General features: G+C 37.9%; 18 protein-coding genes. 14 read left to right on the top strand and 4 right to left on the bottom strand.

What is annotated here, in order from left to right; all coding sequences use genetic code 11:
* Positions 1 to 23: 23 nt before the first annotated feature.
* Positions 24 to 383 carry a cupin domain-containing protein gene (locus QA584_RS19655; protein ID WP_278270807.1) on the bottom strand — a complete coding sequence of 120 codons (360 nt, stop codon included), beginning with the start codon at positions 381 to 383 and terminating at the stop codon, positions 24 to 26.
* 84 nt (positions 384 to 467) lie between these two features.
* Entirely contained in the window at positions 468 to 1052 is a 585-nt protein-coding gene (locus QA584_RS19650) for a TetR/AcrR family transcriptional regulator (RefSeq protein WP_278270806.1), read from the bottom strand.
* Between the two features lie 228 nt (positions 1053 to 1280).
* Here QA584_RS19650 and QA584_RS19645 point away from each other — a divergent pair, with 228 nt between their 5' ends.
* The 4 genes from QA584_RS19645 to QA584_RS19630 all read left to right on the top strand — a co-directional run bounded on the left by QA584_RS19645 (position 1281) and on the right by QA584_RS19630 (position 6620).
* Entirely contained in the window at positions 1281 to 2690 is a 1410-nt protein-coding gene (locus tag QA584_RS19645) for a hypothetical protein (RefSeq protein WP_278270805.1), read from the top strand.
* A 509-nt stretch (positions 2691 to 3199) separates the two neighbouring features.
* Positions 3200 to 4735 (top strand): ABC-F family ATP-binding cassette domain-containing protein, encoded by a 1536-nt coding sequence (locus tag QA584_RS19640; RefSeq protein WP_278270804.1) that lies wholly within the window; start codon positions 3200 to 3202, stop codon positions 4733 to 4735.
* A 145-nt stretch (positions 4736 to 4880) separates the two neighbouring features.
* A complete protein-coding gene (locus tag QA584_RS19635; protein WP_278270803.1) occupies positions 4881 to 5684 on the top strand; it encodes an SDR family oxidoreductase in 804 nt (267 codons plus the stop codon).
* Positions 5685 to 5876: 192 nt separating this feature from the next.
* Complete coding sequence (locus QA584_RS19630; RefSeq protein ID WP_278270802.1) at positions 5877 to 6620, top strand: SDR family oxidoreductase; 744 nt, start codon at positions 5877 to 5879, stop codon at positions 6618 to 6620.
* Positions 6621 to 6794: 174 nt separating this feature from the next.
* Here the strand turns inward: QA584_RS19630 and QA584_RS19625 are convergent, their stop codons facing one another.
* The gene (locus tag QA584_RS19625; RefSeq protein ID WP_278270801.1) at positions 6795 to 7205 is read right to left on the bottom strand and encodes a MerR family transcriptional regulator; all 411 of its coding nucleotides are present in this window, start codon (positions 7203 to 7205) and stop codon (positions 6795 to 6797) included.
* 372 nt (positions 7206 to 7577) lie between these two features.
* On the opposite strand from QA584_RS19625, the gene QA584_RS19620 reads away from it, so the two are divergent.
* From QA584_RS19620 to QA584_RS19610, 3 genes are all read left to right on the top strand, one after another.
* Positions 7578 to 8732, top strand: coding sequence for a pectin acetylesterase-family hydrolase (locus QA584_RS19620; protein WP_278270800.1), 1155 nt, complete (start codon positions 7578 to 7580; stop codon positions 8730 to 8732).
* 193 nt (positions 8733 to 8925) lie between these two features.
* Positions 8926 to 9099, top strand: a complete 174-nt coding sequence (locus tag QA584_RS19615) for a hypothetical protein (RefSeq protein ID WP_278270799.1) — start codon at positions 8926 to 8928, stop codon at positions 9097 to 9099.
* 50 nt (positions 9100 to 9149) lie between these two features.
* On the top strand, positions 9150 to 9602 hold the full coding sequence (locus QA584_RS19610) for a chemotaxis protein CheX (RefSeq protein WP_278270798.1): 453 nt from the start codon (positions 9150 to 9152) through the stop codon (positions 9600 to 9602).
* A 182-nt stretch (positions 9603 to 9784) separates the two neighbouring features.
* Here QA584_RS19610 and QA584_RS19605 read toward each other — a convergent pair whose 3' ends face one another.
* The gene (locus QA584_RS19605) at positions 9785 to 10438 is read right to left on the bottom strand and encodes a YitT family protein (protein WP_278270797.1); all 654 of its coding nucleotides are present in this window, start codon (positions 10436 to 10438) and stop codon (positions 9785 to 9787) included.
* 274 nt (positions 10439 to 10712) lie between these two features.
* On the opposite strand from QA584_RS19605, the gene QA584_RS19600 reads away from it, so the two are divergent.
* The 7 genes from QA584_RS19600 (at position 10713) to QA584_RS19570 (ending at position 18134) form a co-directional block, all read left to right on the top strand.
* Positions 10713 to 11522, top strand: coding sequence for a MerR family transcriptional regulator (locus tag QA584_RS19600; RefSeq protein ID WP_278270796.1), 810 nt, complete (start codon positions 10713 to 10715; stop codon positions 11520 to 11522).
* Between the two features lie 208 nt (positions 11523 to 11730).
* Positions 11731 to 12942 carry a GNAT family N-acetyltransferase gene (locus QA584_RS19595; RefSeq protein ID WP_278270795.1) on the top strand — a complete coding sequence of 404 codons (1212 nt, stop codon included), beginning with the start codon at positions 11731 to 11733 and terminating at the stop codon, positions 12940 to 12942.
* An 81-nt stretch (positions 12943 to 13023) separates the two neighbouring features.
* Positions 13024 to 13698, top strand: coding sequence for a response regulator transcription factor (locus QA584_RS19590; RefSeq protein ID WP_278270794.1), 675 nt, complete (start codon positions 13024 to 13026; stop codon positions 13696 to 13698).
* 358 nt (positions 13699 to 14056) lie between these two features.
* Positions 14057 to 14923, top strand: coding sequence for a hypothetical protein (locus QA584_RS19585; RefSeq protein ID WP_278270793.1), 867 nt, complete (start codon positions 14057 to 14059; stop codon positions 14921 to 14923).
* 36 nt (positions 14924 to 14959) lie between these two features.
* The gene (locus tag QA584_RS19580; RefSeq protein ID WP_278270792.1) at positions 14960 to 15877 is read left to right on the top strand and encodes an ATP-binding cassette domain-containing protein; all 918 of its coding nucleotides are present in this window, start codon (positions 14960 to 14962) and stop codon (positions 15875 to 15877) included.
* Positions 15870 to 16733: a hypothetical protein gene (locus QA584_RS19575; RefSeq protein ID WP_278270791.1), complete on the top strand. Its 864-nt coding sequence runs from the start codon at positions 15870 to 15872 to the stop codon at positions 16731 to 16733. The genes QA584_RS19580 and QA584_RS19575 overlap by 8 nt, the downstream gene beginning before the upstream one ends.
* Positions 16734 to 16862: 129 nt before the next feature.
* On the top strand, positions 16863 to 18134 hold the full coding sequence (locus QA584_RS19570; protein WP_278270790.1) for a S8 family serine peptidase: 1272 nt from the start codon (positions 16863 to 16865) through the stop codon (positions 18132 to 18134).
* Positions 18135 to 18220: the final 86 nt, after the last annotated feature.

Below are 18220 nucleotides of genomic sequence, written 5' to 3'. Positions count from 1 at the left end.
CAGATTAATATCATTTTTCCATATTAAATCTTTTCCAGGGTTTCAACCGTTCTTTCATTTCTTACATTTCCGGTATTTAATGTTGATTTTGCTTCTATTAACATGACATGTACTTCCTCCCTGGCAACCGGCATATGTTCAACTCCTTTTGGAATTACAATAAATTCACCATCATTTATAATAGTTTCATGATCCCTGAATTTAATAATCAATTGTCCGTTAATAACAAAAAACATCTCATCTTCCTGTTCGTGCAGGTGCCATAGAAATTCACCTTTTAATTTTGCAACCTTTATGTAGGATTCATTTACTTCACCTAATATTTTAGGACTCCAATATTCATTAATAAGATTTAATTTCTCTTCTAAATTAACTTTATCCATCTTAAATTTCTCCTTTTAAATTTTCCTCACTTGTAAATATGCTTTTAATATATATCATCTTGCTGACTCTATCAAGTGTTTCATTTAAACCATGTTTTCGAAGGTGTGTTCCGAAGACATAGGAGTATGATAGATGGTAAGGCAGATATCCGTCATTTCATCAATTGTTTCGGTCATTTCAGACTGAATCCATTTTGAAAAAACATTATATAAAGCTCCGGCATTAAAATATATCCGGTAAATATTTTCATTGGACTTATCCTGTAGACGGGAGAGCATACTTTGATTTAAACGGTCTAAAATAATGTGATTAAAGTGTGCTTCATATAAGGTTTTATAGATATCCTTCCGTTGATAAAACACGTTTAGCATTACTTTTATAAATTCCCTCGGGTATTTTGCTTTCCCATTACTTTCGTCTGTGTAAGGCAACAGCTTTTCATTGATTTCAAGAATAAGGGAATCCACCAGGTCGTATAGAATTTCTTGTTTGGAGGAATAGTTACTATAGTATGCCGTACGGGATACCCCGGCACGTTTCACTAAATCAGTAATGCTGATTTTATCAAAGACCTGGTTCTTCATAAGCAGTACAAGTGCTGTACATATGGCTTCTCTTGTTAAGCGGTTGGTTTCTTTGTTGGAATGGCGTTTCGCTGTAGCTGACATTACATATCCTCCTGATTTGTACGTTACCAGTCTATATGTCGGTAGAACAGATTGCTTTGATGCATATTTTCTATTATACTACATAATAATGAGATTACAAATGTAATGTCAAATTTGTTTGTTAAAATCATCTGTATGTCAAATCCCAAAGCAGTATGTTATCCACAGCAAATAGCAGCAGATTAATAAGTTTTGTAATAAGAAAATAGCAATATGGAGGTTATTAAGGTGAAGATAGAAAAGAATAAATTGGTTTCTGAAGAAATCATACAAAAAGAAATAGAAATCATGAATTCCTTTGGCGAGCGTACAACTGGTTCAAAGGGACATCAGGAATTTATTGCATGGCTTAAAAATAAGTTAAATGATATGGGGCTTCAAGTCTATTCGGATTCCTACACGTTTAACCGCTGGGAGGAAAAGAATCGTGCTTTATTGATAGGAAAGGAAGAAATTCATGTATCCTCAGCCTATCCCTATTCGGGAGAGACAGATAAAAATGGTGTAACCGGTGAGCTGATGTATACGAAAAACGATAACTATAGCAGAGCAAAAGGAAAAATTGCCTTAATAGAAATAAAAACCATTAAAAAACTTCCCATCGGACTTATTATGAATAAGCGTGATTCTTTCCCGGATCACATAGAGCTTACAGCTGGAGAGGGTGAACTTGTGCTGACTTCAGTACTAAAAAAACCTGATTTAAAGAAAGCAAGAGAAAAGGGAGTGAAGGCAGTTATATTAGTCTGGAATGGAGTAAGCGATGAAAAAGTGGAAAATCAGTATTTACCATTTACAGATGAATATCTTGGAATTCCAGCTATATGGGTGAATGAGACCGAAGGGAAAAAAGTGATTGCCGCAGCAAAAAGACAGGAACAAGGGACTGTAATTTTAGAAGCCAAAAAGCAGAAAAATTCACTTACGGAAAGCTTTTATGTGACTTTAGAAGGAAAGCAGAAAGACGAAACTATCCTTATCAATACCCATACGGACGGAATGAATGCCATTGAAGAAAACGGGGCGATTGGAATATTATCTATGATTCGATATTTACAAAGCTGTCAGCGTGAACGTACCCTGGTATTTGCATTTATCACAGGACATTTCCGCCTGCCGGTATTTAAAGGGACTTCACAGGCAACTTCAACCTGGTTAACGAAGCATGGGGAAGTTTGGGATGGAAGGGCTGGAAACAGAAAGGCAGTTGCAGGAATTACAGTAGAGCATTTAGGCAGTATGGAGTGGAAAGAGTATCCCAAAGGACAATATAAGGCAACAGGTAAGATTCAAACGGAATATACTTATATCGGAAATAAAAAGATGGGTGAAATTTGGAAGAAAGCAATAAAGGGAAGATCACTAACCCGCACGGTTACTTTAAGGGGACACAACCGGTTTGAATTTGGAGAAAGTCAACCGCTGTTTGAAGCAGGAATACCTGTGATAGGATTGATTCAGATGCCGGACTACTTAATGGTAAACAGTAAGAACCGGGAGATGGACAAGCTTAATATAAGTTTAATGAAGGAACAGATAGAATCTCTTATAAAAGCAACGCTCATAGTGGATAAGACTCCGGGAAGGCTGCTTGGAAAATCGGATGGGTATTCTTATCTTTTGGGCAGAACTAAGTAATAATTTTCAAATATGAGTAGAAAAAGCAGATAATGAATTATTGATTAGACAGAATTATTGATTAAGCAGATTATTGAAATTATTGATTAAGCAGATTATTGATAATTGACAACTTAGCGTCAATGTGATATGCTACAAAAAGTTTATGTTTTTTAATTGGAGGCTATTATGGTAAACCGTGTTATTATAGATGAAATGAAAAGAAGAATCTGCTCTGTACAATTGATGCCGATGAAGCATTGTGCGGAGCATAAACTAAAAGCGTGAAGCTTTCCTTTATCGGTGAATAGGTTATGATAGCGTATTTTGTTACGCTTAATTATTGAACCTATTTTCCGAGAAGGTTTTAAGTGGTTTATTGGGTCGTAGGCAATGTTTTGTCTGCGGCCTTTTGTTTGCTCAGGATTAATCTGAGCGCTAGTGACGTTTGCAATCGTACATTTAGAAAACAGAAGGTCTGTGCTTATGCATAAGGCCTTCTTTTATTTTATCAGAAATGAGGATTTATTATGAGTTTATTAGAAATTACAAATTTGAGCCATACTTATGGAGAGAAAATATTATATCAAAACGAAGCCCTTGAGTTATTTAAGGGGGAACACATGGGTATTGTCGGACAGAATGGTGCGGGTAAAAGCACCTTAATTAAAATATTATCCGGAGAAATTATTCCGGATGGTGGCCATGTTGTTTGGCAGTCAAATATAAAACTCGGACATCTTGACCAGCATGGGGTTATTACAGGGGATTGTAGTATTACGGAGTATTTGAAAAGAGCGTTTTGTGAGTTATATACTCTTGAAGAAAAAATGAATGGACTCTACGAACAATATGCTAGTACCGGTGACGAAAAAGCTTTATTGCAAGCGGCAAAGTATCAAATCACCTTGGAAGCCAGAGAGTTCTATCATATCGAGTCCCATATAGAAAAGGTAATGAATGGACTTGGGTTATCCGTTATTGGCGGTAATAGGCTGATATCCGAGTTAAGCGGAGGGCAGCGGGCTAAAGTAATTCTTGCAATGCTGCTGTTAGAAGAACCGGAGGTTTTACTCCTTGATGAACCAACGAATTTTTTAGATAAGGAGCATGTACTGTGGCTTTCAGAATATTTATCGGCCTTCCCCAATGCCTTTATTGTAGTTTCTCATGATTATGATTTTCTTGAAAAGATTTCTGGCTGCATCTGTGATATAGATGCGGGAAAACTCAGAAAATATACGGGAAAATACTCTGATTTCCTAAAACAAAAACAGCACTTAAGTGAGGAACATATTCACAGATACCTTGCCCAACAGCAGCAAATTAAAAAGACCGAAGAATTTATCCGCAAGAATATAGCAGGCAATAACAGCAGAAACGCCAGGGGAAGACGCAAACAGCTTGAACGTATGGCTCGTATTGCGCCGCCTTCGGCCTCTGTCTCAAAGCCTGATTTCAGCTTTTTGGAAACTACGGGTTCATCCCAGGAAATGCTAAACGTAAAAAATCTAGAGATCGGCTATAATTATCCGTTGCTTTCTCTCCAAAACCTTACGATTAACAGAGGTCAGAAAATCGTGATTACCGGTTTTAATGGAATTGGTAAGTCAACTTTGCTGAAAACCTTAACCGGACAAATTAAAAAAATGTCAGGAGATTTTATATTTGCCGACACGGTGCGGCTTGGTTATTATGAACAGGATATAATATGGGAAAGTCCATGCCAGTCACCTCTTGAGATAATTACTGCCTACTACCCTTCCATGAGTACCAAGGAGGTACGCCGTCAGCTTTCAAGGTGCGGCATAAAAAGTGAACATGTAATGCAGGCAGTGTCAACATTAAGCGGCGGCGAACAGGCAAAAGTGAAGTTCTGCAAATTGCTGTTATCTCCTTGTAACTTTTTAATTCTTGATGAACCGACAAACCATCTGGATGCCCTTGCGAAAGAAGCCCTTCAGGATGCATTAAAAAGTTTTGGCGGTACAGTACTGTTAGTGTCTCACGAGGAAGCATTTTATCGTTCGTGGGCAAGCCAGGTAATCAGTATAGAAAAAATATAGGTGCTGCTACAGGGCATACGGCTTTTAGTAAATTGCATCTTCCTGTCCAATATCAAAGATAACCTGACATGAAGTTGTCAGATTATCTTTGATATTATGATACGGTAAAGTAATTTCATATAGAATGAATAAAGGAGGACTATTTATGGAAAATTTTAACCATATAACAATTGATCCTATGGAGCTTGCAGGAAAGCGTGTGTTAGTAACTGGTGGTACGAAGGGCGGAATGGGGGAGGCAATTGTAAAGCGCCTTACCAAAGCTGGGGCTACAGTCATTACAACAGCGCGAACCACTCCGGAGGAATTAAAAGAAACTGAATTATTTATACAGGCAGATATCAGCACTCCTGAGGGCACTGCAAAGATTGTGGAATATATATTGGAACGCTTTGGAGGAGTGGATATTCTTGTCAATAATGTCGGCGGATCATCAACACCCACAGGGGGTGTCCTAAAGCAGACAGATGAGGACTGGCAGCGTACCTTTGATACCAATTTATTTGCAGCGGTTCGGTTAGACCGCGGATTACTGCCTCCGATGCTAAAACAAAGCTATGGGGTTATCCTTCATATCACATCAATACAGCGGAGGTTTCCAGGTGAAAATACGATGGCATACTCGGCAGCGAAAGCGGCACTTGGAAATTACAGCAAAGCCCTTGCAACAGAACTTGCTCCAAAGGGAATTCGTGTTAACAGCATTGCGCCCGGGTTTACGGAAACGAAGGCAGCAGAACGGTTAATTGAGCGGATGGCGAACGAACGTGGCTGTGGTTATAACGATGCAAGGCAGTCATTAATGGATTCCTTAGGAGGTATCCCAATAGGACGTACTGCCCGTCCGGAGGAAGTAGCAGAACTTGCAGCTTTTCTTGTGTCAAATCGAGCGTCTTATATTGTCGGTGCGGAACATACAATTGATGGCGGAATTGTCCGTACTATATAAAACCTTTTGACACTCGAATTCATTAAGTGATTCTACGGCTTTAAGTGGTTACTCAAAAGAATACAGGGCAGAACTCCTTAAAAAAGTTTTAAAAGTCCTTGACTTCGTGTTACTCGAAGGGAGTATTTTAGACATATCATATGATACTAATTATGTGATAAGTTTAAATATATTTGTAAAGGAGAATCATGTATGAATACGAAAGTAGCAATTATAACAGGCGCAAGCAGCGGAATGGGGGCAGCTACGGCTAAGCTCCTTGCCCAACACGGAATCAAAGTCATGCTGGCGGCAAGAAGGGAAGAGCGGCTGCGGGAATTGTGTAAAGAAATTATGAAGGAAGGGGGCGAAGCCAGCTTCAAAGTTACCGATGTTACTTCATATGCAGATATGGAAGCCCTGGCTGATGCGACCCTAAAAACTTACGGGCAAATTGATATTATGATTAACAATGCCGGAGTTATGCCCCTTTCCTTCTTCAAAAGCTTAAAGGTCAACGAGTGGGAACAGATGATTGATGTGAATATAAAAGGTGTTCTTTATGGGATGGCGGTTGTGTATAAGCATATGGAAGAACGCAATGAGGGGCATATCATTAATTTCGGTTCAATTGCATCTCATGTCATTTTTCCATCCAGTTCCGTTTACAGTGCTACCAAATCTGCAGTACGGGTACTGACAGAGGGAATGAGAGCAGAAATTGGGTCAACTCAAAAAATCAGGACTACCCTCATCTGTCCCGGATCAGTGGCAACCGAATTAAGCAACACGATTACGGATACCTCTATATTTCCTGCTTTAGAGAAATTAGGTAATAAAGAATGGACTCCTTTGGAAGCCAACGATATAGCAAATACCATATTATTTGCAATCCAGCAGCCAGCTAATGTAGATATCAATGAAATGATAGTCCGTCCGACAGCTCAAAGTTTATAAAAGACTTTATATAATAAAGCCTGTAATAATTCGTATCAAATTTTTACCCCCAGCCATAAGCATCAGCAATTTCATATCAGCGTATAAAATAAAACAGATAGTCTTCGTTTCGTATAAAAGTACGTAGACTATCTGTTTTCTCAATATAGCATGAAGGAGTTACATTTTAATCTTTTATCGACATCGATTTTTCTCCCAATTTTCCGGATTTGTATCATCAGGAATCCCCTGCTGTATAATATCTGAATAGTGCTTTAATTTTCGTTCCATATATTTGGCTCGCTGTTTTGCTTCTTCTAATTGTGAAAAAGCATGTTTGCTCTGTTCTAATATAATCTCATACCGGTCAGGAACCGTTGAGTCGCCCTGCTGGCAAAGGTCAATATAGTTTTTGATGCTGTCTATGGACATGCCGCACTCCTTTAGACATTTGACGCATTCCAGCCAATCAACTGCGCTGTCATCAAACAGACGAATATTATTCTTATCACGCTGTAAACCTGGTACCAAACCCCTATCTGTATAAAAACGAATGGTATGTTCAGTAAAGTTTAATTTTTCAGCTACTTCTTTTACTGTATACATGTTTTCCTCCTGGTAAAAAAAATTTGGCTTCGTTTTGTACGGTCTTATTTAGCATGTCCTAATGCTTATAATACATTTTATCAAAACATAGTTTGTGTACTTAAATATTTATATGTTACTTAATATAATTTAGTAAGTCAAGAGTTAATTCGTCTAACAGAGTTGATTCGTCTAACAGAGTTAATTCGTCTAAATAAGAATTTTCACAGACGGATATGGATGGATTTTTGAGGATATTATTAATAAAATAGTTTACGTTTCATGCAGGTTGAGACTATCATTTTATTGGTATATAATAAGGACATATGCGGTATAGCTATAATTGCAGCTTGTTGGAATATGAACTCACAATGATAGAAAAAGGTGGTATATATGAAAAAGAAAATATGGAAAAGGATATGGATAGTACTTTTTATTGTTATAATGTCCATTTTATTTATAAGTGCTATACTATTTATTTTTATCATCAAACGACCAACTCAGATTGGTAATTTCAGTAAAACTGAATTAAACAAATGGAATAAAATTACGCTGGGCAGTTTGGTAAAATCAGGGGATGGTTCGGAATATTACTTGCTGACAAAAAGAGGTACCAGCAACAAATGGATTATATTCTTTTCGGGCGGCGGGATGAATTGGGATGAAGCATCTACTGCTGCACCTATAACCATTACGGGAATGTTAAAAGGAGATGCGCCTACCTATTTTGCAAATATTCCATTTTATAAGCTAAGTACAATGGGTGGAATATTAGAAGCCGACAATAATAGGAATCCATTCAATGACTGGAATTTTGTCTATATTCCTTATAGTACGGGTGATTTCCATATAGGGAATAATACGATAACCTACGAAAAAAATAATATAACCCACGTCTCGTATCATAACGGTAAAACCAATGTCCAGGCATGTTTGGACTGGTTTTTTAATAATGCAGCACAGCCGGAGAAAATACTCATATGCGGTGAAAGTGCGGGTGGCTTTGGCGCAGCATTCTGGACGCCATATATTGCCAGGCAGGAAGCGAATACTCAGATTTTTGAATATTGCGACAGCTCCTATATTCAGACCAAACGATGGGCTGATATTATTGATTCCTACTGGAAGGCTGATTTTAGAAACACCTTTGGCTATGCACCAGAATCAGATCTGATTACTGCGGCATTGTCTTATGATGCTGCCGTTTATCCTAATATAATATTTTTACAGTCCAATACTCTTTATGACAACCTGCTTATAAATTTTCAAAAGAGATTGAATGGCGTATTAACAGAAGATTCGGAATATAAGTATATTTGGTCGGAGCAAATGATTAATTCTGCCAAAGCACTAGCGTCAAGTCATAAGAATTATTATTATTTTATAACCGACTACGCTCTTGATGCTAAGAAAGGTACAACTCCACATACTTTAAGCGTTTCAGATAGCTTTTATGCTGCAAAAGAAGATATCAGTCTTTGTAATTGGTTATATCAATCTGTAGAACGTGGGTTGAGAAAGAGTAAAGGGACGGGCTTTATCCAATAAATGTAAGCAAACCTGTTGCTCAAAGTAATAATTATCCAGAAGCCTTTTGTTAGTAATGCTATTCTGTAGTTCTTTCTTCCCATCTTAATAGGTATATAGTCTGAACGTTATAATATTTATCTTAAGAATGACCGAAATGAATTAAAATATCAATAACCTAACAATAACCTAACAAGAGAGGAATAAGGATTATATGAGTGAACAGACAATCAATGACTTGCTTAACGTATTAAGTAATGTTGATTCTAGAATTGATAAAAGTACAGAAAATACAGAAGAGCTTCAATATTTAGTGTATCAAAAAATAAAAATATTACAGCTTATTGATGATTTCAATCAAAGAAAAGGATATTTTGTTAATCAATAATCCGAACACTTTAGGGATGGGGCAGACTAAAAGGAGATATTATTAGCTGTATGGATGTTAATTATATAAATGCGATTATGGAAGCTTTTACAGTAACATTAGGTCAATTTGGCGTTGCAAATATTAAAAGGAGTAATATTCAAAAGAAAAACAAGATGTACTTGAATTTAGATTTATCGACAATAGTATGTTTCCAAGGTGGAATTGAGGGAGATATTGCTCTTTCTATGCCTATTGATACTGCAAAAAAATTAGCTTCAATCATGATGATGGGGATGACTATTACTGCTTTTGATGATATGGCAAAAAGTGCAGTGGGAGAATTAACCAGTATGATGGCAGGTTCCTGTGCAACAAAATTTTCATCCTTTGGAGTATCAGTGAAGATTAATCCTCCCAGAGTTATTTTAGAAAGTGCGGAGATTAATAATTTCGAGACTTTAGCAATTGATTTTGATACTGATTTGGGGAAAATAGAACTTAATGTTGGAATCAACCTATAAGTTGCCATATTAAAGTGCAAAGATTTGCAGTAGTAACTGGATAATGGATTTTTAACAGGATATAAAAATAGAACCCAAAAACAAAATAACCAAGAGGCTGTTGCATAGTAAAGGCTAAATTACCTGGGAAGAATTCAATACCCTGGCTGGTAGTCAATATTTTGCAGCAGCCTTTTTTGATTTTATTTATAAGGTAATAACTGCATACCTGTTTTTAAGCCGTCCTTCTGGCAGGCTTTTTGTACGTATTCTATCAGCAGGGAGGATACTGTGACGGTTACCAGGGAATAGGCAATCCGCCTAATAGGAATATAGGATAAGGATATAAGCAATATGGTAAGATCGGTAGCAAGATACACCCGGGAAATACGGCAATGGGTAAGCTTTGAGAGAATTAAGGCAAGGGCATCGTCTCCTCCGCTGGAGGCACCTTGTCCGATAATAAGTCCAACTCCGGTACCTACAAAGAGACCTCCTCCTATGGCAGCTATCAGGGGATAAGCCGTAAGGTTTGGCAGAACCGGTGGAAACATCTCCCAAAGTTTAAAAAAGCCAGCCAGGCTTAAAGTTGAGATAAGTGATATCTTAATAAAATCCTTTCCCAAATACCGAAAGGCGAAGGCATAACAGATGAGATCCAGTAAAGGTGTTAAAATAGCGGGAGAAAGCCCGGTCCAATTGTTTAATAGGAGTATAAGACCTAATACACCGCCTTCCGTGATATTTGTCTGTCTGTGGATATTATATATACCAAAGGAAGAAATTCCGGTTCCAAGGATAATAAACAGGAGTCTTTTCGCATTTATGGATATTTTTTTGTCGTTTGAGTAAATCATAATTTACACCCATTGCATATCCCAGGCTGGCCTGGGATATTGCCACAATTAGAATGTGTGAAAGATGCTCAGTGTGGCAACCTTTCTCATATAAATTTCTTTCACACTTCTTATCTTTCTTGTTCTACCATTTTAGTTTAAACTCTGGTATAATACCAATGTCAAGTACTTAATTTTTTCCAAAAACAGGAGTATACTATAAGCAGGAAAGTAAATATAAAACTATATGCGGACTTGAGAGGTACGACGGTGTATCTAAAAGGAGGCTCAATCTATGAAGGATTATTACAAAATTAATGAGATCTCAAAGCTTTACGGTATCGGCGTGGATTCACTGCGCTACTATGAAAAGCTGGGGATTCTAAAACCGAAGCGGGATATTAATGATTATAGACTCTATAGTCTGAAAGATATTTATAAACTTAATATCATTTCGGATTTACGTAAATTGGATTTCTCCATGAAACAGATCAAAGATTATCTGGAACGCCAGAGCATAGATAATACACTTGCGCTGCTGAAGGAGGAAGAAGAGTATATCACCGAACAGTTAAAAGGCTTAAAACTGCGGAAACAACTGATTAAAGAACGAATGAATGCACTAAAGGAAGCGGATACAATAGCAGTAGATCTTTACAGGGTAAAGAATTTGGGAGTAAGACCCTGTGTCCGTTTAAATGAATATATAATCCGGGATGAGGAGATGGATTTTGCGGTAAAGAAGCTCCATAGAAAGCACGAAGGGAAGATTCGAGATTTTGGCAACCAGGCAATTGGAGCTACTGTGGATATAGAGGATATTGAACAGGGTATGGAAGGCGGCTACCACAATGTATTCTTTATACTGGAATCCAATGCAAAACAATATGACTTTCTCATTCCCCAGGGGTCTTATCTTTCCTGCTATTACCGGGGGGACTATCGTAAGAGCAGGGAGTGTATCAGGAATCTGCTCTGCTATGCCGGGGAAAAAGGGTATGAGATAGCTGGTAATCCTTTTGAACTCTACATTATTGATAACCGGGAATCGATGAAGACAGAAGAATTCCTAACAGAAATCCAGGTAAGGATCACTGGAGGATAAAGTGTGAATATCCCGGGTCAGCCTGGGATATGCAATGGGTGTAAAATATGAAAATCATCATAACATAAAAATCATCATAACATAAAAATTTATCTCGAATAATATAAACGAATAATAGGAATGAAGAGATATGATTTAGACTATATTGCTGGATAATGAGATTAACAGGACAATGAGTACGTGCTGGGCACGAAGATGGGAGTTTCGTATGAGCAGAAGAAAGCAATTAAAAATGAAGAAAGTAGGACTCGAGCACCTGGAGCAGTATAATCAACTGCTGCGGTATGTATTTCAGGTAACCGACAGAGAACTGCATCAAAGCGGTTGGGAGGAGGATGAAATTATCCGGGCAAAATCGCCGGTGCTGGAACAGGCAGATGTCCTTGGATGGTTTGATGGTGATAAATTAATCTCTCAGGTAGCAGTGTATCCTTTTAAGGTGCGTATCTTTGACCGGACCTTTGAGATGGGGGGATTGACAGGGGTTGGAACTTATCCGGAATATTCCGCGCAGGGATTAATGCATAAACTTTTATGCAAAACCCTTGAAAATATGAGGAAGCGAAAGCAGTCCATCTCATTTCTTTTCCCTTATTCCATTCCTTACTACCGCAGAAAGGGCTGGGAGATCATATCGGATGTAATAACCTTTGAGATTAACGACTACCAGCTGCCTAAGAATAAGCGGGTAACCGGTGAGATTGAGCGTGTTACAGTGGACAGTGACCAGGTAAAAGCAGCCTACGAACGTTTTGCCATGCAGACACACGGCGCTATGCTTCGTAATGAGCTTGCCTGGAATGAGTATTGGCTTTGGGATACGGATGATATCATGGCGGCTATTTATTACAACGAAGAGGGTCAGCCGGATGGATACGTGCTTTACTGGATATCGGATGAAGTTTTTCATATTAAGGATATGATATTTATTAATGAAGAAGCCCGCAGCGGACTCTGGAATTTTATCAGTGCTCACTTTTCCATGATTTCAAAGGTAGTAGGTAATATCCATACGGATGAACCACTGGCCTTTCTTCTTGAGGATGCGGATATTAAAGAAACGATATCTCCGTATTTTATGGCACGTATTGTGGATTTGGAAATGTTTGTTGCAGAGTATCCTTTTAAGCCGGATACCGCCGACAGGGAGTGGACCTTTACTTTGGAGGACCCGATGTTATCCTGGAACCAGGGAACTTTCACCCTGCGGATTACGGCTGCCGGAAAAGGAGAAGTTGTCCGTACTACTGAGAAAAGTGCAGATAAAATCGATATCCAGAGTATGACAACTATGCTGCTTGGATATAAGAGACCGGACTATCTTCAAAAGATCGGAAGGATATCCTGTAGTGCAGAAACAGTAGATATGTTAGAGGACGCCATCGAACAGCAGACCCCGTATTTCTCGGATTATTTTTAGAATACAGGGTCTCACAGCTTAAGTTTATTATGACATTTAACATATTAGGTGCTTTTAGGTGCTTTAAAATGAGGTAAGCAAATGCAGAATATATTAGTCGTAGAAGATGATGAACCAATCAATAATATGATAACAGAAGCTCTTGGTAAAAATGGTTTCTCATGTAAACAGGCATTTTCAGGTACGGAAGCAGGTCTTTGCGTTAAAAACGGCCAGTATGATTTAATTCTCTTGGATTTAATGCTGCCGGGTCTTACAGGCGAGAGTTTTCTGAAAGAATTCAGAGCCTTTTCTAAGGTTCCCGTAATAGTAATATCAGCCAAGGACGAACTTGACTCTAAGGTGGATCTGCTGACCCTTGGTGCTGACGATTATATCACAAAGCCTTTTGAACTTAGGGAATTGGTAGCCCGGGTAATGGTTCAGCTAAGGAGAAGGGAAGGTAATCAGACCGTTAACGTACTTACCTGTAAGGATTTAAAACTTGACCGGAATACGTTTGAGGTCAGTATCCGGGATAAGATAGTTAATATTACAAAGCAGGAATTCCTGATACTTGAGTTATTTCTAACCTACCCGAACAGGGTATTCAGTAAGCAGGACATCTATGATTATGCCTGGAAGGAATACTTTATCGGAGAAGACAAAACGGTTAATGTACATATCAGCAATATCAGGAATAAATTTAAAAAATTCTCTGAGGAAGAATACATAGAAACCGTTTGGGGAATCGGCTTTAAGCTAAACTCCCAATGACGGAACAAAGGGTATTTTAAACACCTTGTTTCATCAATCAAAGCTCCGCTTTCGATTGATGAATGGAGGAGTTAAGATACCCTTTTTGTTATTTTATGTACCCATATCTTCCTATACAGCCATTGCATATTGCAAGTTCCTGGCTGATAACCAAGGAATAGAATGTGAAACCAGCTTCACCGGTTTATGAAATCTAATATTAGTTTATCTTATTATTTCATCTTTAACAAATCTTAAACTTTTCTTAGCGATTTATTACAGAGTTGCTGTTAAACTTTACACATAGAAATCGATAAGGAGGTAACACAAAATCAATGGATAAGTTTCAAAAAAATATAACAGGTCTGGAGGTGGGAAAATGCTTAATGTTATAAGAATGGAGCTGTATCGGCTTTATAAAAATAAAAGCTGTTATATCATTTTATTTATGATAGCAATTATGGCCTTGGTTAATGTTTTTTACATAAGTAAAGGTTTAAATTCCAGCGACGGGCGGGGAAGGCTGGTAATTGAACCGAGACAAACATGGGATTTGCTTGATTTACCCAACTTACCCTTAGGGATAAATTATGATTCACGCTTATTGGTAAATGGAACCAATACGGTGACTGCCTTTGATGAGGCATCGGTTTTATTATCCAGTTCCTTGGTCCTTTTATCTACCGGAGTATTTGCTATTATATTTGTAATAGGTGGTACAACCTCCGGGTTTATGAAAAATATAGCGAGCTGCATAAAGAAAAGGCGTTATATTATTCTTTCAGATATAGTTGCCCTATCCGTATTCATATTAATGGAATTTGCCGTGCTGCTGCTTGTAACAGAACTTGCATCGCTGATTTTTATAAAGCAATTATTCCATGGGATATCCATAGAGCAATTAAGGTATATGGGCTTGCAGTTTCTACTATATATTGCCTATTCAGAGCTTGTTCTGTTTGTGGTGACTGCATTGAAAAATGCGCCGATCAGTATTATCCTGCATATCTTCTTCTGCTGGAATTTTGGTACTTTACTTAATTATTTTATCTTTCACTATTGCGCTTTATTCATAAATAGCAGCGTCCCCCTGAACTTACTGAATTATTACCTGATACCTAACATTGTACTTCTGTCTGGTAATGCACCTTACGGAATCGGTATCCGGGCTTTTGGGGTATCAATTGCAGCAATTTTATTATATGGCATGTTTGGCATTGCAGTAATAGAGAAAAGGGATATATAAAATGCTATAAAACTGATAAACATTTGGAGGTTAATAATGGGTGATTATTTACTTAGGACAATAAATCTGACAAAGCAATATAAAAAGCAAAAAGCAGTTGATAACATCAGCATACATATTGAGAGGGGAGCTATCTATGGATTAATCGGAAGAAATGGAGCAGGCAAGACTACCTTCATGAAGATGATTTCCAGATTGGCGGCACCAACGGACGGCACGATAGAATTATTTGGTTATCAGGGAAAGGCAATCGATACGATATATGACAGGATTGGAATGCTCATAGAGGAACCAGGTCTGTATCCTAATTATAACGCCTTTGATAATTTAAAGCTGAAAGCAATCTGTATGGGAGTATATAAAAAGGAAAATATCAATGACATTTTAAATATAGTGGGACTTAATAATACGGGGAATAAAAAGGTTAAAAACTTTTCCCTTGGTATGAAGCAAAGATTGGGTATTGGTATGGCATTAGTCGGAGAACCGGATTTACTGGTCCTGGATGAGCCCATTAACGGCCTTGACCCCCAGGGAATAGCCGAGGTAAGAGATATCATACATAAACTGAATCAGGAAAGGAATATAACGGTACTTATATCAAGCCATATATTAGAAGAACTTTCAAAACTTGCCACTCATTATGGAGTCATTCATCAGGGAAAGCTCCTTCAGGAGTTTTCAAAAGAGGAAATCATGCAAAAATGCCATGAAAGGATTGAAATTATAGTGGAGGAACCGGACCGGGCATGTACTATTCTTGACGGATTAGATATTCATGATTATAAAGTCGTTGATGAAAAAACAATTTATATTTATGAAAGGCTGGAAGAAATGGGGAATATCAACATGGAACTATCTGTAAATGGTATTAAGGTTAATTCTATTAATGTGATAAAGGAAAGTCTTGAAAAATATTTTATGGAACTTACCGGAGGGGATGAAAATGCTTAATATCATCAAAATGGAACTGTTCCGTTTATTAAAAAGTAAGAGTTTTTACTTTATAATAATAACTTTGGCTATAACGGGATTTTTCAGTGCCTATTTACTAAACGAGAGAATGCAGGAGGTAATGGAGAAAGGGGGTAAAATACAATTAAACAGGGTGGTTGTTTCCGTGCCTGAAGGCGGAAGATACTTTATAGGATTGAATTATAATGCGAATTATTTGATTAAGGAGAAGATAACGGTGTTCGAGGAGATGTCGGTTATGCTCTCTGGTGCAGTTGTCATGATTCTTACAGGAATTTTTACCGTTCTGTTTATTACTGTCCAGAAAAGCTGTGGATTTACAAGAAATATAATGAGCTGCATAAAGAAGAAGCGGCACCTCCTTTACGCCCAATTTATTACTATTTCAATTTTTGTATTAGTAGAATTTTTTGTATTGTTTCTATCCACGGAGCTTGGTTCTATTCTATTCCTCGATAATTTTTCCTACGGGATGCCTTTACCAGGATTACAGTGTGTTGGTCTGAAGTTTCTACTATATATAGCCTTTTCTATGTTACTGATATTGGTATCCGCTGTCTTTAAGAATAATATAATGCCGGTAATAATCAGCATCTTTCTAAGCTTAGGCATTATTACTGCATTCATAGGCTGCTTAGGTGATATCATCGCTAAAAAATCCGGATATAATGTATTTCATTATTTGGATCAATATCTGGTGGTGCGGAATATTCATGTATTAGCCATTCATTCTTTCGATGAAATCCATCTGACGGTACTGGTTACTGCTGTTGCAGCAATACTGGTTTATAGCAGCGTTGCTTCTGTGTTTATAGAAAAAAGAGATGTAAAATAATAAAAGGTTTGTTATACCAGTTGATAAACTTCAAAATGGAGACTTTTTATTGACGCTGCTAGTTGAAGAGAAAAGTGCAGTAATTTTTATTCGTTTGAGATTAAAAATGAAACAGACAGGAGAAATATTATGAGTAGGATTAGAAAAGTAGTAATTGTATTATCGGTTCTGTTATGTATCGTAACTGTCAATGCCTGTTCCGAGAAAGGAAGGGAGAATACGAAGCAGTCTGTAGACAGTCAGACAATAAACAGTCAGCCGGTAAATGACCAGCCGGTGCAGACAAAGCAGCTGACAATAGAAAGGCATCCTGCCGCCGCCGATTTTTCTTCCCTATATGGGTTTGGGAAACGTGAGGAACTTCCGGATTTATTTCATGATACTTATGATATACGAAGTACAGATCTGACCGCCTGTGATCTGACCAAGGAATACAGTAAACTGCTTAAGGCAAGCTTTGACAGTAAAACAGTATGGCCGGATAAGTTACCTGAAAACTTTGACCCGGATAAAATAATGGAATTATATAAGAACCCGGGCTTACATATCCGAAGTCTTCATGAACAGGGTATCACCGGGAAGGGAGTAGGAATTGCAATTATTGACCAGCCATTACTAGTGGACCATATAGAATACCGTGACCGGTTAAAATATTATTCCGAGCGCATTACAGTGAAGGATCAGGATGCTTCCATGCATGGAGCGGCTGTAGCCTCCATAGCAGTTGGAAATAGTGTGGGAGTAGCCCCGGAGGCCGAGCTTTATTATATCGCGGAGGACTTTGAATTAGTACTGGATGATTACGGACTTCTAGCAGAAGCCATCAATAAACTGCTGGATTTAAATGAAACACTTCCGGTAAAAAGAAGAATACGAGTGATATCAATATCCTGGGGAGTAGATTATAAGAAAGGCATTGGTTCAAAGCCCTTGAACGAAGCTTATCAAAGGGCAAAGGAGGAGGGGGTTTTAATAATAACTACATCCATATTCAAGCGTGAGAATATGGCCTTCTTTGGTCTTGATAAATACCCCTTATCTGATCCGGATGATTTTAATTCCTATACTAAAATTCCAAATCCAGTACAACCGGATATGATGAAAAAGATGAAAAGGGACTATAATATCAGTGTCCCGATGAATTACCGCTGTACCGCCTCGCCGACTGGTACAGAGGATTATGTGGTATACCGGGAGGGAGGACTTAGCTGGGCAGCACCCTATGTTGCCGGAGTTTATGCTCTGGCATGTCAGGTAAAGCCGGAGATTACCTACGAGGAATTCTGGAAGCTGGCAGCTTTAACGGCAAGAACCAGTCATGGCAGCTATGAAGGAGAGGAGTATGAAGCACCTTATATTATTGATCCGGCAGCAATAATAAAAGAACTTAAGAAGGAATAGGGTTCCAAATTATTCTTCCCAAATTATCATAAATCGTATAAGATAATAATATGTTCAGTATTTTATAGCTTTCTTGCTTTTATACA

This window comes from Anaerocolumna sp. AGMB13025, assembly GCF_029689925.1.
In the GTDB taxonomy this organism is placed as follows: Bacteria; Bacillota; Clostridia; order Lachnospirales; family Lachnospiraceae; genus Anaerocolumna.
This window is presented reverse-complemented; position numbering and strand designations above follow the sequence as displayed.

What these genes read in the sequence shown, in the direction of transcription:
- QA584_RS19655 (WP_278270807.1), bottom strand. Translation starts at nt 383, where the DNA reads ATGGATAAAGTTAATTTAGAAGAGAAATTAAATCTTATTAATGAATAT.
- QA584_RS19650 (WP_278270806.1), bottom strand. Translation starts at nt 1,052, where the DNA reads ATGTCAGCTACAGCGAAACGCCATTCCAACAAAGAAACCAACCGCTTA.
- QA584_RS19640 (WP_278270804.1), top strand. Translation starts at nt 3,200, where the DNA reads ATGAGTTTATTAGAAATTACAAATTTGAGCCATACTTATGGAGAGAAA.
- QA584_RS19635 (WP_278270803.1), top strand. Translation starts at nt 4,881, where the DNA reads ATGGAAAATTTTAACCATATAACAATTGATCCTATGGAGCTTGCAGGA.
- QA584_RS19630 (WP_278270802.1), top strand. Translation starts at nt 5,877, where the DNA reads ATGAATACGAAAGTAGCAATTATAACAGGCGCAAGCAGCGGAATGGGG.
- QA584_RS19625 (WP_278270801.1), bottom strand. Translation starts at nt 7,205, where the DNA reads ATGTATACAGTAAAAGAAGTAGCTGAAAAATTAAACTTTACTGAACAT.
- QA584_RS19620 (WP_278270800.1), top strand. Translation starts at nt 7,578, where the DNA reads ATGAAAAAGAAAATATGGAAAAGGATATGGATAGTACTTTTTATTGTT.
- QA584_RS19615 (WP_278270799.1), top strand. Translation starts at nt 8,926, where the DNA reads ATGAGTGAACAGACAATCAATGACTTGCTTAACGTATTAAGTAATGTT.
- QA584_RS19610 (WP_278270798.1), top strand. Translation starts at nt 9,150, where the DNA reads ATGGATGTTAATTATATAAATGCGATTATGGAAGCTTTTACAGTAACA.
- QA584_RS19605 (WP_278270797.1), bottom strand. Translation starts at nt 10,438, where the DNA reads ATGATTTACTCAAACGACAAAAAAATATCCATAAATGCGAAAAGACTC.
- QA584_RS19600 (WP_278270796.1), top strand. Translation starts at nt 10,713, where the DNA reads ATGAAGGATTATTACAAAATTAATGAGATCTCAAAGCTTTACGGTATC.
- QA584_RS19595 (WP_278270795.1), top strand. Translation starts at nt 11,731, where the DNA reads ATGAGCAGAAGAAAGCAATTAAAAATGAAGAAAGTAGGACTCGAGCAC.
- QA584_RS19590 (WP_278270794.1), top strand. Translation starts at nt 13,024, where the DNA reads ATGCAGAATATATTAGTCGTAGAAGATGATGAACCAATCAATAATATG.
- QA584_RS19585 (WP_278270793.1), top strand. Translation starts at nt 14,057, where the DNA reads ATGCTTAATGTTATAAGAATGGAGCTGTATCGGCTTTATAAAAATAAA.
- QA584_RS19580 (WP_278270792.1), top strand. Translation starts at nt 14,960, where the DNA reads ATGGGTGATTATTTACTTAGGACAATAAATCTGACAAAGCAATATAAA.
- QA584_RS19575 (WP_278270791.1), top strand. Translation starts at nt 15,870, where the DNA reads ATGCTTAATATCATCAAAATGGAACTGTTCCGTTTATTAAAAAGTAAG.
- QA584_RS19570 (WP_278270790.1), top strand. Translation starts at nt 16,863, where the DNA reads ATGAGTAGGATTAGAAAAGTAGTAATTGTATTATCGGTTCTGTTATGT.